This window comes from Salinispora mooreana (assembly GCF_000379065.1).
GTDB classification, from domain to species: domain Bacteria; phylum Actinomycetota; class Actinomycetes; order Mycobacteriales; family Micromonosporaceae; genus Micromonospora; species Micromonospora mooreana.
Map to the genome: position 1 here is coordinate 4,490,586 of NZ_KB900614.1, position 12,274 is coordinate 4,502,859.

The 12,274-nt window shown below is 67.9% G+C and carries 11 protein-coding genes, 1 tRNA gene and 1 pseudogene; 1 reads left to right on the plus strand and 12 read right to left on the minus strand.

The annotated features are described in order from the left end of the window. On the minus strand, positions 1–793 hold a 793-nt coding region (locus tag SALPAC6_RS26500; RefSeq protein ID WP_162562073.1), incomplete at its 3' end, for a tetratricopeptide repeat protein. Positions 794–1,005: 212 nt separating this feature from the next. Between SALPAC6_RS26500 and SALPAC6_RS0121530 the strand changes: the two genes are divergently transcribed. Then, positions 1,006–1,089: transfer RNA gene (locus SALPAC6_RS0121530), tRNA-Leu, on the plus strand. On the opposite strand, the gene SALPAC6_RS28350 is transcribed toward SALPAC6_RS0121530, so the two are convergent. From SALPAC6_RS28350 to SALPAC6_RS26515, 11 genes and pseudogenes are all read right to left on the minus strand, one after another. Continuing rightward, the gene (locus SALPAC6_RS28350) at positions 1,071–1,451 is read right to left on the minus strand and encodes a hypothetical protein (RefSeq protein ID WP_026189944.1); all 381 of its coding nucleotides are present in this window, start codon (positions 1,449–1,451) and stop codon (positions 1,071–1,073) included. The two genes, SALPAC6_RS0121530 and SALPAC6_RS28350, sit on opposite strands and share 19 nt — an antisense overlap. Positions 1,452–1,457: 6 nt before the next feature. Next, a complete protein-coding gene (locus SALPAC6_RS0121540; RefSeq protein ID WP_018255391.1) occupies positions 1,458–3,872 on the minus strand; it encodes an excinuclease ABC subunit UvrA in 2,415 nt (804 codons plus the stop codon). Then, positions 3,869–4,444, minus strand: a complete 576-nt coding sequence (locus SALPAC6_RS0121545; RefSeq protein WP_018255392.1) for a TetR/AcrR family transcriptional regulator — start codon at positions 4,442–4,444, stop codon at positions 3,869–3,871. The genes SALPAC6_RS0121540 and SALPAC6_RS0121545 overlap by 4 nt, the downstream gene beginning before the upstream one ends. 216 nt (positions 4,445–4,660) lie before the next feature. Then, on the minus strand, positions 4,661–5,110 hold the full coding sequence (locus SALPAC6_RS29200) for a hypothetical protein (RefSeq protein ID WP_026189943.1): 450 nt from the start codon (positions 5,108–5,110) through the stop codon (positions 4,661–4,663). A gap of 199 nt (positions 5,111–5,309) precedes the next feature. After that, positions 5,310–6,770 (minus strand): MFS transporter, encoded by a 1,461-nt coding sequence (locus SALPAC6_RS0121555; protein WP_018255394.1) that lies wholly within the window; start codon positions 6,768–6,770, stop codon positions 5,310–5,312. Between the two features lie 66 nt (positions 6,771–6,836). Then, on the minus strand, positions 6,837–7,424 hold the full coding sequence (locus SALPAC6_RS30510) for a methyltransferase (RefSeq protein ID WP_223874339.1): 588 nt from the start codon (positions 7,422–7,424) through the stop codon (positions 6,837–6,839). Continuing rightward, a pseudogene (locus tag SALPAC6_RS26510) lies at positions 7,421–7,630 on the minus strand (IS3 family transposase); the annotation flags it as partial. The gene SALPAC6_RS30510 and the pseudogene SALPAC6_RS26510, both read right to left, overlap by 4 nt. A 51-nt stretch (positions 7,631–7,681) precedes the next feature. Next, the gene (locus SALPAC6_RS0121570) at positions 7,682–7,984 is read right to left on the minus strand and encodes a DUF6262 family protein (RefSeq protein WP_018251584.1); all 303 of its coding nucleotides are present in this window, start codon (positions 7,982–7,984) and stop codon (positions 7,682–7,684) included. Next, the gene (locus SALPAC6_RS30880; protein WP_018255396.1) at positions 7,981–9,921 is read right to left on the minus strand and encodes a tyrosine-type recombinase/integrase; all 1,941 of its coding nucleotides are present in this window, start codon (positions 9,919–9,921) and stop codon (positions 7,981–7,983) included. Before SALPAC6_RS30880 ends, SALPAC6_RS0121570 begins: the two co-directional genes overlap by 4 nt. Next, the gene (locus tag SALPAC6_RS0121580) at positions 9,887–10,969 is read right to left on the minus strand and encodes a tyrosine-type recombinase/integrase (RefSeq protein ID WP_018251582.1); all 1,083 of its coding nucleotides are present in this window, start codon (positions 10,967–10,969) and stop codon (positions 9,887–9,889) included. Before SALPAC6_RS0121580 ends, SALPAC6_RS30880 begins: the two co-directional genes overlap by 35 nt. 758 nt (positions 10,970–11,727) lie before the next feature. Further along, positions 11,728–12,225 carry a hypothetical protein gene (locus SALPAC6_RS26515; RefSeq protein WP_018255398.1) on the minus strand — a complete coding sequence of 166 codons (498 nt, stop codon included), beginning with the start codon at positions 12,223–12,225 and terminating at the stop codon, positions 11,728–11,730. Between the last annotated feature and the right edge of the window lie 49 nt (positions 12,226–12,274).

Genomic DNA, 12,274 nt, shown 5'->3' on the forward strand with positions numbered 1-12,274 from the left:
CGGCGGACAGCAGACCGACAACGGTGTCGCCGCCCATCCGGGACGGGCCCGGCGCGGGCTCACTGGCCGGAACCCCAGGTGCGGGGCGGGCGTCGACAGAGTTGTACGGGGATCGCGGCCCCCAGGATTGGTCTGGTCGGGGCCGTCGCCTGCCGCCGTGCCCGTCCGGCCTCGGTCCGACCGCCGGCCACTGTGGTGTCGCATGGCCGGCATGATCGGGAAACGGACCCGGTGGACCCGGGGCGGCCACCGGTGGAACCAGCGGCTGCGCCCGCCGAACGTCCGAGGGCTGCGCCGCGACCGTCCCGGCCCCCGGGCGCCCCGGACTGTGCTGCGTGGGAAGCGGAGGGCTCGGCGTGCCGGACGAGCCGTCAGCCAGGCCGGCCTCGTTGAGGTAGGCCCGCGCCGCGCGGACCGACGCATGGTCGGCCCCGAGCGCGCCCGGACCGGCGGTCAGGATCCGGTTGAAGTTGCGTCGGGCCTCGTGTCGGTTGCCAAGTTCGTCCGCCACGGTCGCCAGCTCGAAGACGAGCGCCAGCAACAGGGGGTCGGCATCCGACCGGAGGCGTTCACCCGCCGCGAGCGCCTCCTCCAACACCCGGCGGGCGGCGCTCGGGTCGCCCGCCTCCCGGTGCAGTCGCGCCAGGAGGTGCGCGGTGTCCAGCACGTCGGGATGATCCAGGCCGTACGGTGGCGGATGGGCCGACTCCACGCTGTCGGTGAGTAGTCGACGCGCGCCGGCCAGGTCACCGACGTGACGCAGAGCGAGAGCCCGCTGTTGCACCGCGGCCAAGGGGGAGGACGAGGGATACGACACGTGGTCATGCTGCCGGCCCGACGTGCCCCGACGCTACTGCAACAGCCCTCCTGTCCGGTATTGCCGCCCGCCGAGTGCCGATGTGCATGATCCATCCGGGCGGTGTACAGTAACTGCTCGTGCGGCCCGCTGGGTAGCCGACAGGTGAGAAGATCACTTCGGTCATCGCGGTAGGCTGGACAACGCAAGTCCGGGTGGCGGAATGGCAGACGCGCTAGCTTGAGGTGCTAGTGCCCGTATAGGGCGTGGGGGTTCAAGTCCCCCCTCGGACACAAACCATTTCCCCACGGTGCGCGCTGAGATTCACTTCAGCGCGCACCGTTTGCGTTTCGGGCTGGTAGTTCAGCCGGAGGCCGAGTTGCCGGTAGACCTTGGCCTTGTCGGCTGGGTCGGCGTCGCGGAGCACGGCGGCGATATCCCCGAGTGCGGTCACCAGGGCGGTGATTTCTGCTCGGGTCAGCCGGTGTGGGGTGGTGCCCGCGAGTGCGTGTAGTTCTGCTTCGGCGCGGGCGCGGTCGGCCTGGGTCTGGGTGATCCAGGCGGTAACTACCGTCGGGTCTGCGCCAGCGTCGAGGGCGGCTCGGTAGCGCTCTAGCTTGTGGCGTGGGAGTGTGGCGTTTTCCGGTACACACAACGCTGCTCAGCTCAGGACGTGCTGGAGGTAGCGTGCTGTCTTGGTGTCGGCAGTGACCAGATCTGCTGGTGTGCCGGTGGCGGCCACTCGGCCACCGGCAGGGCCGGCTCCCGGGCCCAGGTCGATGATCCAATCGGCGCGTGCAGCGAGGTGGAGGTCGTGCTCCGCCACAACCACGGTGTTGCCGGCGTCGATGAGGACGTCGAGGGCTTCGACGAGGCGCTGGACGTCGGCGGGGTGCAGGCCCGTCACCGGCTCGTCCAGGACGACCAAGCCGCGTTTGCGGCCCCGGTTGCCTCGTTGGATCGTGGTAGCTAGTTTGAGGCGCTGTGCTTCGCCGCCGGAGAGGTCGGTCGCGCTCTGGCCGAGGGTGACGTAGCCGAGGCCCACCTGGCGCAGGGCGTGGAGTGTGGCGACCAGGGAGTCGGGGTCGGTGAAGAACTCCGCGGCTTCGTCGACGGTCAGGTCGAGTACCGCGTCGATGGAGAGGCCTTGGTATTCGACGTCCAGGACCTGCTGGGTGAAGCGGCGGCCCGCGCAGGTGGTGCAGGTGACCCAGACGTCTGGCAGGAAGTGCATGTCGACGAGTTTGCGGCCGTGGCCGGAGCAGTCCACGCAGCGGCCACCGGCGGTGTTGAAGGAGAACGTGGAAGCATTCAGCTCGGCTTTGTGGGCGTGGTCTGTGGAGGCGAACAGGGTGCGGATCGCGTCGAAGGCCTTGCTGTAGGTGGCGGGGTTCGACCTCGGGGTGCGGCCGATGGGGTCCTGGTCAACGACGGCCACCCAGGCGACGGGTGCTGTGTCGTCGGCTTCGACGGCGGAGGCGAACGCGTGCAGCAGGCTGCTCTTGCCGCTGCCGCTCGGGCCTGTCAGGCAGGTGAGTCTGCCCTGGGGCACCCGTACTTCCGCGACGTCGACGTTGTGGTTGCTGATGTCGCGGACGGTGAGCCAACGGGCTGGATCGGCGTCTCGGGTCTTGCGTTCGACGCGTTGTTTGCGGCCGGAGAGGTAGGCCGCGGTCGGTGAGGTCTCGTGGTGGGCCGCTTCGGCCGGTGGTGCGGAGATGAGGAGGTGACCACCGTCGCGGCCGGCTCCCGGTCCGATGTCGACGACCCAGTCGCAGGCCTTGACGATTTCCGGGTCGTGTTCGACGAGCAGCACGCTATTGCCGTTGTCCCGCAGCGCCTTCAGCATGTCGAGGACATCTGCCTTGTCTGCGGGGTGCAGGCCGGAGGTGGGTTCGTCCAGGACGAACGTGATGCCTTCAAGCGGAGTGCTGAGCTGGGCTGCGAGGCGTGCGCGTTGCAGCTCGCCGCCGGAGAGGGTCGAGGCCTCGCGGCTCAGTTGCAGGTGGGACAGGCCGGTGCGGTGCAGGACGATCAGGCGGGCGCCCAGTTCGCGCAGCAGCGGGAGGCCGACCGCGCGATCCTGGTCGCCGAGTTCGGCTTCGGCCTGGTGCACCCAGTCGATGAGGTCTGTGCCGGTGAGTGTGATCAGTTCCGGATAGGTGCGACCGCCGACGGTGACGGTGCGGGCCGCCTCGCCGAACCCACTGCCAGCGCATTCCTGGCAGGGCGTCATGCGCATGTACCGCTGGTAGCGCTGCTTGCTCGTTTCGCTGCCCGCGTTGGCGAACACGCGCTCCACCTCGGCGAGGGCGCCGCGTATCGGCTGGCTGCTGCTGTAGGTCCACTCGGTGCCGGTGGCCCGGCTCGGAATGGTGACGCTGGCGTCGATGACCTGCTCACCGGTGCCGTGCAGGACCGCGTGCTGGAAAGTCGCTGGCAGGTCGCGCCAAGGCACGGACAGATCGACGCGGTGCAACTCGGCGAGGGCGGGAATGAACGAGTGCTCGCTGGAGCGCCACTTCGCGAACCAATGCGAACCCCCTGAGAACAGGGGAAGTTCAGGATTGTCGATGATCAGCTCCGCGTCGGCGCGCACGGTACCGCCCGCTCCATGGCACACCGGGCAGGCTCCCTCGGGGCTGAACCTGTCGAAGCTGGTCGAAGCGAGCTCGGCGCCGGTGCGGAGCGCGGGCAGGCGTGAGTAGACCAGGCCCAGGTACGCGTCCATGCCGGTGACGGTGGCCATGGTGGAACGAGGATTGTTGTTGAGTCGGCGCTGGTCCACCGCGAGCGTCGCGCCGAGGCCGGTGATGCGGTCGACCTCGGGCCGGTCGCGCTGGCCGAGGTAGCGCCGCACGAACGGCGAGATGCCCTCGAGGTAGCGCAGTTGTGCCTCGGCGTGCACTGTGTCGACCGCCAGCGAGGTCTTCCCGCTGCCGCTGACGCCGGTGAACGCCACCAGCTTTCCGCGCGGGATTCGCACGCTAATATCGCGCAGGTTGTGGGTCCGGGCACCGGTGACTTCGATCCAGCCGTGGTCGTCGTGACGCCGCACGTCGTTCGCTCCGTTCACTTCGCTACCAAGAACGGGTTGAGCAGGAACGCGACATCGCGCCGCACCCACTCCGAGAGCTCGCCGTCACCGAGGATCGCCCACATGATCAGCGCGCCGTTGTACGTCGTCTGCACCGCCCTGGCAAGACCGTCCACATCGCACTCGACGAGCTCACCCTGCTCAACGGCCCGCTCCAGCAGCGACGCGATGCCCGTACGCATCGACTGGGCGAACCTCACGGCGTGGTAGTGCAGTGCGTCGTCGCTGAGGTCGAGATGCAGGAACGCCACGTGGTTGGCCATCTCCGCGGGGCTGTCCACGTCGCTGCTGAGCGCCGCGATGAATGCGTAGAGGGCTTCGAGCGGCGACTCGTACTTGGCGACGATCTCGGTGAAGCACTCGTCGACCTTGGACGCCTCGTACTCGTTGATCGCGACCAGCAGGTCGTGCTTGGACCCGAACCGCTTGACCAGCGTGGCCGCCGAGATTCCGAGGTCGGATGCCACGTCGTTGAGCGTGACGCGGAGCGGGCCGATGCGGGCCAGCGTGCGGGACGCGCTGACGAAGATCTGCTTGTTGGTGACGGACATCGGTCGTGGGCTCATGGCACGGATAGTACCCGATAAGTGAATTGGCATTTACTAACGCCGCGTCGCGTGATCATCTGACCTCCCGCCGCAGCACTGAGATGACAGAAGCTTCCTCATGGCCGCGCCTCTCCGCTGCCAGAGCCGGCTTGACGGCAGTCGGCCGTTCGAGGAGCCGACGCAACAGCAGTTGCATGCCGGTAGTCGCCCGGATGCGGTTCATCGCGCGGACGCCAGGAGCGAGTACCATCGTGTGAAGAAGTTGTCGTGCGCGACGACCTCCGGCATCGCGAGCGCCTCGCGCCAGATGTCGGCGAGGGTGCGTTCCACCTCGGTGCGCGGCGAAGTGCTGCTCCGGCTCGCCGCGGTGACGCGGGCGGGCAGCTCGTTGCGATCGATCTTGCCGTTGACTGCGTGTGGCAAGTGGTCGAGGAACACGAGAAACCACGGCACGAGCTGCCTGGGCAACGATGCCGACAGATGGGCCCGGATCTCCTCCTCGGCGAGCACCGGGTTCACGTGGGCCCCGAGGTCCTTGCCGCACAACGTCACCGCCGCTTCGGCCACCTCGTCGTGGCTGAGCGGCATGGTGCGGACTTCGCCGGGTTCAATGCAGTGTCCGCCTTTGGTGGCGTGGGGGAGGGTGCGGCTGGCGGTGAGTGCTCCCATTCGAGCGCCGCAACCTGCAGCACCGGGCTGCCGACGTTGTCCAGCACCGGTCCGCGGAAGAGCTCTTCTCCTTCTCTTTCGGCCAGCGGATCACTTTGACCTCGTTGGCATCCATGTTCAGAAGCCTCCCAGGCTGGATGTTCGTCTTGTATCTCTCTCCGGTTCGTTCGATACGCACAGGAGTAGTGATCGTTTGGCGTTACAAGGCTGTGTTCAGTTTTTCGGCACTCGCCGCAAGGGGTGCCGGAGCCGATCCGATGTAGCTGCGCCGCGGTACGAGGAACGTGGCAAGGCCTGCCAGCACGTACATGACCACCGCGGCGACGAAGGCGACGTGGTAGTGGTCGAGCAGCCGCACGGGTGTGTCGTCGGCGGTCACCGGAACGATCGCCGCCGCCATGGTGACCGCCACCGTGAGACCCAGCACCGGGCCCACCTGTTCGGAGGTATTGATCAGGCCGGCCGCGAGCCCCTGCTTTCGTTCCGGCAGCCCGCGCGTCGCCACGATGATCGCGGGAGCCTCGATGAACGCCGCGCCGACGCCGATCAGCAGCAGGGGTGGGAAGATCCACGCCAGGTAGGAGCCGTCGCCGGGCGCGAACACGAACCACAGCGAACCGGCCGCGCCACCTGCTGTGCCCATCAGAAGCAGTGCTCGCGCACCCACCTTCTCCATCAACCACGCCACCCTGGTCGCGATCACCGCCATCACCAGCGTGATCGGCAGGTAGGCCAGGCCGGCGTCCGTGGCTGAGTAGCCGAGCACACGCATCATGTAGAAGGTCACGTAGAACATGACGCCGAGGTTGGCGGCGGTGGACAGCAGGTTGATCACATTGCCCGCCCGAACCCCAGGTTCGGCGAACACCGCCAACGGCACGAGCGGGTCGCTGTGCCTGCGCTCCACGGCCACGAAGGCTGCCAGCAACACCACCGTCGCGGCCGCGCTCATCGTCATCACCAGGGCGCTTGACCCGTGCTCGACCCTCGTCAGCGTGAACACGAGCATCCCGAGCCAGCCGGTGAGCGTGAGCGCACCGAGCACGTCCGGCGACACCCGCTGCTCCGGCCGGGTGCGCGGCAAAAGCGATGCCACGGCGAGTCCGGCCACGAGCCCGATCGGCAGGTTGAGCAAGAAGATCCAGCGCCACCCGAATGCATCGGTCACGAGTCCGCCCACGACCTGGCCGAGCGTCGCCCCCGCGAGACCGGTGAAGCTCCACCACGCGACAGCCCGGTTGCGCCCGGAGCCGGTGGTGCTGACGAGGTTGAGCAGGGCCAGGGCGGTGGGGGAGACCATCGCCGCGCCTACGCCCTGAACAGCCCTGGCCGCGAACAACTCGGTACCGCTCGTCGCAAAGCCGCACCACACCGACGCGGCCACGAACACCCCGAGGCCGACCAGCAGCAACCGCCGCGGTCCGAACAGGTCGCCGAGTCGCCCGGACAGGGCGAGCAGACTGCCGAATGTCAGCATGTAGGCGCTGGCCACCCACTGCGTGTCCGCAGCGTCCATCTTCAGGTCCACCTGGATGACGGGCACTGCGACGCCGAGCACCGTCATATCGAGGATTAGCAGCATCTGGACCAGGCACAGCGTTGCGATGGCAGCGAAAGGTGGCTGGCTTGTCGCCTCTGGCTTCTGGTTCAGTTCGGTCACGTTCGGTCTACCTCCATGGGGTGTGTCGCAGTCCCTACTGAGGGTAAATGAACATGCATTTACTTATCAACTCGGGGCCCCGGAACTGGTCACGACATCTCCGCCAGCCTCGCTCGCAATCGCCCGCACCACAGCCATCCCGCTGGGCAATCGAGCCGTGGACGTGATGTGCAGACCAGCCGTCACCAACAGCCGCTCCACGTGCTCGACAGTCCGCTCCCTTCCGCCGGACCCACCGAACAGCGACATCATGTAGAGATCCATCGAAGCCGCAGCCCGAGCCACGGGTCCGGTCTCACCGGGTGCGGGTGCGGCGAGGTCGAGCACTGCCAGTTCGGCCCCGCCCGCCAGTGCACGTCGGCCCGCCCGCAGGATCGCCACCGCCTGGTCGTCACTCCAGTCGTGCAGCACATGGCACAACACGTACAACGTTCCGCCGACAGGCCACTCCGCGAAGAAGTCGCCCGCGACGACCTCTCCGCCTGGTCGGCGACGCCCGCCTTCTCCAGGTTGGCCAGTGCCCGATCCGCGGTGGCGGGCACGTCGAGCAGCACGCCGCGCCGCCCAGGTTGACGGGTGAGGAACTCCGCCAGAAGCGAGCCGTCGCCGCCGCCGATGGGGTCTGCTGCACCGATTGGTGACAGTTTCAGTCAGGCGGCCTGACTGGCCGGTGGGGTCATGATGGTCTCGTACTCGATAGGGGTTAACCGGGACAGAGAGTGTCGTCGGCGGCGGTGGTAGGTCCGCTCGATCCAGGTCACGATCGCGGTCCTGAGCTGCTGGCGGGTGGTCCAGGTCCGCCGGTCGAGGACGTTGTTCTGCAGCAACCCGAAGAACGATTCCATGGCGGCGTTGTCGCCGGCTTATCCGGCTAATGATCTTGGTCTTGGGTGTTTGGCCGGTTAACGCTTTCAGGTCGGTTCTCGGGTGTTGATTCGGCGGAGTTGTTCTTCGTGGCGTCGTACTCGGGCGGCGATGGCGCCGACGGCGGCGCGTAGGGTGGCCAACTCGTCGGTGATGGCGGTGAGGGTGCCGGTGTTGGTGGCCTGGTGTCGGTGGTGGTCGATGACGGCTCGCAGCGGGGGGTTGCGGTAGAGGGTGGTGCGGGCCAGGCCGGTGTGCGCGGCGACGGCGGTGAAGGTGACCGGCTGCCCGTCGCGGCGCAGGTCGGCGCAGGCCCGCTCGACGCGGTTGAGGTCCTCGGTGTTGCTCATCCGGCTTGCGCCTGGCTGATCAGGGTGTCGAGTCGGGCGATGAGTTTGCGGTGCCGTTCGGCTTCGCTGATCCAGCCGCGCTGTTCGGCGTCGGTGGCCAGCGCCGCGGCGTCGACGCGTTGGGCGGCGAGGATGGGCAGCGAGCTGGTTTCGGTGTGGAAGCTGGGGCAGTGTTCGCAGATGTTGGCGTAGGTGCAGGCGCCCTGGGCCGGAGCTCGCAGGCAGAAGCCGCTAGCCAGGCGGGACTTGACCAGCGGGGTGGTCTTCCAGTTGGCGCCGCTGGTGATATCGGCCAGCGGCAGGCTGGTGCGGCTGGTGGCGGGGGTGCGGGCCTGCTGCTTGGCGAGGGTGAGCGCGCGTTCGTATTCGTCGCGGACGGTGGCGTCGAATAGCCGGCCGTAGCGCAGGCTCATCTCGGCGGAGACGTGACCGAGCAGGGCCATCAGCGCCTGCAGGGACACTCCGGCGTTGACCAGGGCAGTGGCGTAGGTGTGCCGCAGTTGGTGGGAGGTGATGTGCCCGAGACCGGCGGTCTGGGTGGCCCGGTCGAGTTCGGTGCGGAGGGCTTGCTGGCCGAGGCGCCGCCCGTGGTGGGTGAACAGGAACTGCGCCAGGCGGCGGTAGCGGGGGTGCGGCAGTGGCCGGCCTGGCGACCGAATCTCGGTGATGTGGTCGATGAGGTCGAGGATCTCCTCATCGAGCGGGACCATGCGTTCGGTCTCGAGTTTGCCGAGTGGGACTTTGAGCCAGCTGCCCTGGCCGGGGACTTCGTGCACGCAGTTCAGCTCGAGGTCGAGTAGTTCCCCGATGCGTAGTCCGCAGGCCCGTTGCAGCCGCAGGGCGTAGGCGGCAAGTTCGTTGCCGGGGTGCTCGCGCAGCGCGTCGGTGAGCCGCCGGTCGGCGTCGATGGGCAGGTAGCGGGGCAGGGGCTGCGGCAGCTTGGGAATGTCGTCGCGGAACACCAGTTTGCGAGGCGGCGCTTCGGGCCAGCCCCATTCGGTGATGTCGGTCAGGAAGGTCGTCAGGGCCAGCACCCGTCGGGCCCGGTCGGCGACCGTGATGACCTCGCCGGTTTTGGTGTTGCGGGCATCAACGAGGAAGGTCAGGTAAGGCTCGATGTGCTGGCACCGCTGCAGCGACGCGATGCTGGGCAGGTCCGGGTCGATGCCGGTGACGAAGACACCGAAGTGCTTGAGCCGGGTGGCCAGGGCCGACACCGTCTTGGCGACGCAGGTTGCGCGTTTGCGTTCCAGGTAGGCGATCAGCGTCGCCCGGATCGGCGCCGCCACCTCGGACAGCCGTTTGGTCAACGGTATCGGCCCGCCGCAGCGGGGCAGGTCGGCCGCGATGCCCATGTGGAACAGGACTCGCTGGGTGTTGCTCAGCGCGGCGAGGTAGTGCTTGTGGTCGGTGCCGGTGCGGGCCTGGCGATCGCGGCATGCGGTGGCGAACTTGGCCAGATCGTCCACGGTGAGTTGGTTCAGTCTCCGGCCGGTCTGGATCAGCAGGCGGGCCGGCACCTGCGAGCCGGTGGCGAACCGGACCCGTTCGGTGAACCCCAACTCGGCGGCGGCGGTCAGGAACCGGTCCAGGTCGACGCCGATCGGTGACTCCTTGATCTCCCGCCAGATGCTGGACAGCTTGCGCTCCAGCAGATAGTCGTAGCCGGGCCGCAGCCCGCGGTGCAGCATCAGGAACGTGATCAGCGGCCGGGTCGACGAGTTCGCCGACAGCCGAACCTCCAGCGGCTCGCCTGCCCAGTCCTGCGGCCAGGGCCACCGCCGAAAGAACGCCCGGGCCGCACGGTAGTACGCAGCATTCCCGCGGCTTGTGGCTTCCAGATACTCCAGGTAGGCGGCGTTCGCATTGCCATCGCGGTGGCGATGCGCGTTGCCGTCAGCGTCACGGGCGGGCGCGCATGCGGTCACGGGCGGCATCGAATTCGGCTTTCACGTGGGCGGGAGCCAGATGGATATACCGGGCAGTGGTATCGACATGGGCGTGACCGAGTAGGGCCTGCATCACCGCGAGGTCGACGCCAGCCTCGGCCAACGCGGTGCCGAAGGTGTGCCGCAGCGCATGCGGATGACCGCCGGTGATCTCGGAGATGCCGCGGTGGTAGCGGAAGATCGTGCGCAGTCCCGCCGCGGTCAGCGCCCGGCCCCGGTTGGGGCCCTTGGCCACGATGAACAGCCTGCCGCTGGCGGTCTCCGGCCGCTCCGCGAGGAGGTAGACCTGGATCACCGAGGCGACGTCGGTATCCAGCGGCACCCGCCGTTCCCGCTCGCCCTTGCCGACGACCTGCAGCCACCGGCCGCCGATGTCCACATCGACAATGCCCAACGCGAGAACCTCGGCAGAGCGCAGCCCGCAGTAGAGCATCAGTCCGGCGATCGCCCGGTCCCGCCACGTGTGGAAGCTCGCCAGCAGTTCGGCGGCCTGTCCCTGGTCCAGCGGCCGGGGCAGCCGGCGCGGTTGGCGAAGCCGCAGCACCGAGCGGCGCGTCGGCCGGCGCACGGTGTGCGCGAGCATCCCCGTGCGTTCCCCGGACGCCACCCACCGCGCCTCACGTCCTTTCGGCACCGGGTTCGCCGCATCGGGGTTGCGCATGGCCCGGAACGCGAACAGCCCGGAGACCGCCGCCAGCCGGCGGTTGATCGTCGCCGGCGCATACCTGTCCAGCCTGCGCCCGCTCAACGCCACGACGTTCGGACCTGGCCGCCCCGGCACCCGGGCATCGCGACAGGCCCGCAGGAACTTCAACAGCACGTCCGTGTCCACCGCAGTCAACGTCATGTCCTCGCCGGCCAACCAGCGGCAAAACGCCAACAGGTCGTACCCGTAGGCTCGGACCGTCTTCGGTGAATAGTTCCGGTCGCCCAGATACGCCAGATACTCGTCCACCAACGCGAACGCCGCGGCGCCCGACCCCGCCAGCACCCAGCCGTCATCTCGTTCCTCGAGCCGCAGCCCGCCCTCGCTCATGAGACACAGATGTACCGGCAATGACCGCAACCTGCCGGAATCCCCAGAACGTCGGCGTGTCTCTGACCAGGGGAAACTCGAAGATTAGCCGGTTAAGAGGGAGGCGCCGACTCTGCCCATCGATCCGGTCATGTGATGCTGGTGCAGGGCGTGGACGAATTTTCGGCTGCGAAACTGCCTGCGACCCACGGTCGGTGTGCAGCACGCAGCCGGCCACCCGGCCGCGTCGGGCTACGGCGTTGTGCAACGCCCCGGTGGCTCGAGTCCGGCGACGGCGTCGAGGGTTACAACGGTAGTAGCGCTGGCGTGTGGGACGCGTCGATCTGGTGGTCGGTTGCCGTCGTGCTGGTCGTGTTGGCCAGTGTTCTGTGGCTGGGGTTGAACAGCGGTCGACAGCGGAAAGGTCGCTCGCCAGCGCTCGGCCTCGTGCCCCTCTTGGTGGCTCTGTGTGGCACGGCCCTGACAGTCGGGTATTGGTGGTCGATCCCGGTCCTCAACATTCAGGGCGGGGGTTGGGTGTCAGGCGAATCATCGGGTGGTGAGATCGGCAACATCGTCCGTGACGAGCTTTATGACGTACGAGTCCGTCGGGCTGAGCATGAGTGTGGGCTGGGGTCTGTACATCGGGCTCGGGGCGATGGGTCTTCTGTGCCTCGCGTTGCTCTGGGCTTCAACGTTGGGAAGACCTGATGCCGGCCAGGTCTTCCGTTAGTTCCGAGGAGGGGCCGCTGTCGCTCGATTCGTAGTGTCGGTGGCGGCTACGAGCCGGGCCACATCCGGAGCAGGTAGTGCTCAAGGCTAGGGCGGGCGCCTGGTTCGTCGAGTCGTGTCGTGTCCTGGAGGAGCTTCTGTCGAGCGTCGTCGGCTTCCTGTCGACCACGGTGGTGAACGTCTATGGCGTAGGTGCCAGGCCCTGATGGTGGGTCGATGCCGTCGAAAGCGTCGCCGGTGGGAGCACTGAGTACGAGCTGTCCGGTGGGGCTCTGTAGCCGGAACACCGACGTCGGCGACCAGTTGGCACTCGGGTTCGTCGGACCTGGGCTCGTGTCCCAGATCTCGACGGTGACCGTCACCGGTAGCAGGTCTTGGACGACCTTGACGTACAGCTCGTAGCCGGTGCACGCGGCGATGTCGCGAATGGCGCTTGCGATCGCCTCGCCGGCCCCGACCCCTGCGTCGCTGTCGATGTCTCGTAGCGTGAACAGTTGGTAATCTGGCCGGAAGGTCACCGCGCGGACGAGCGCTCTGAAGGGCATCGTTTCCGTCTACTCTGGTCGTGGGAGCACCGGTCCCGGAAGCGAACTT

Excerpts from the sequence above, each read along its gene's own strand:
- SALPAC6_RS0121545 (WP_018255392.1), bottom strand. The coding sequence starts at position 4,444 with ATGTCCGTCACCAACAAGCAGATCTTCGTCAGCGCGTCCCGCACGCTG.
- SALPAC6_RS29200 (WP_026189943.1), bottom strand. The coding sequence starts at position 5,110 with ATGGGAGCACTCACCGCCAGCCGCACCCTCCCCCACGCCACCAAAGGC.
- SALPAC6_RS0121570 (WP_018251584.1), bottom strand. The coding sequence starts at position 7,984 with ATGAGCAACACCGAGGACCTCAACCGCGTCGAGCGGGCCTGCGCCGAC.
- SALPAC6_RS30880 (WP_018255396.1), bottom strand. The coding sequence starts at position 9,921 with ATGCCGCCCGTGACCGCATGCGCGCCCGCCCGTGACGCTGACGGCAAC.
- SALPAC6_RS0121580 (WP_018251582.1), bottom strand. The coding sequence starts at position 10,969 with ATGAGCGAGGGCGGGCTGCGGCTCGAGGAACGAGATGACGGCTGGGTG.
- SALPAC6_RS26515 (WP_018255398.1), bottom strand. The coding sequence starts at position 12,225 with ATGCCCTTCAGAGCGCTCGTCCGCGCGGTGACCTTCCGGCCAGATTAC.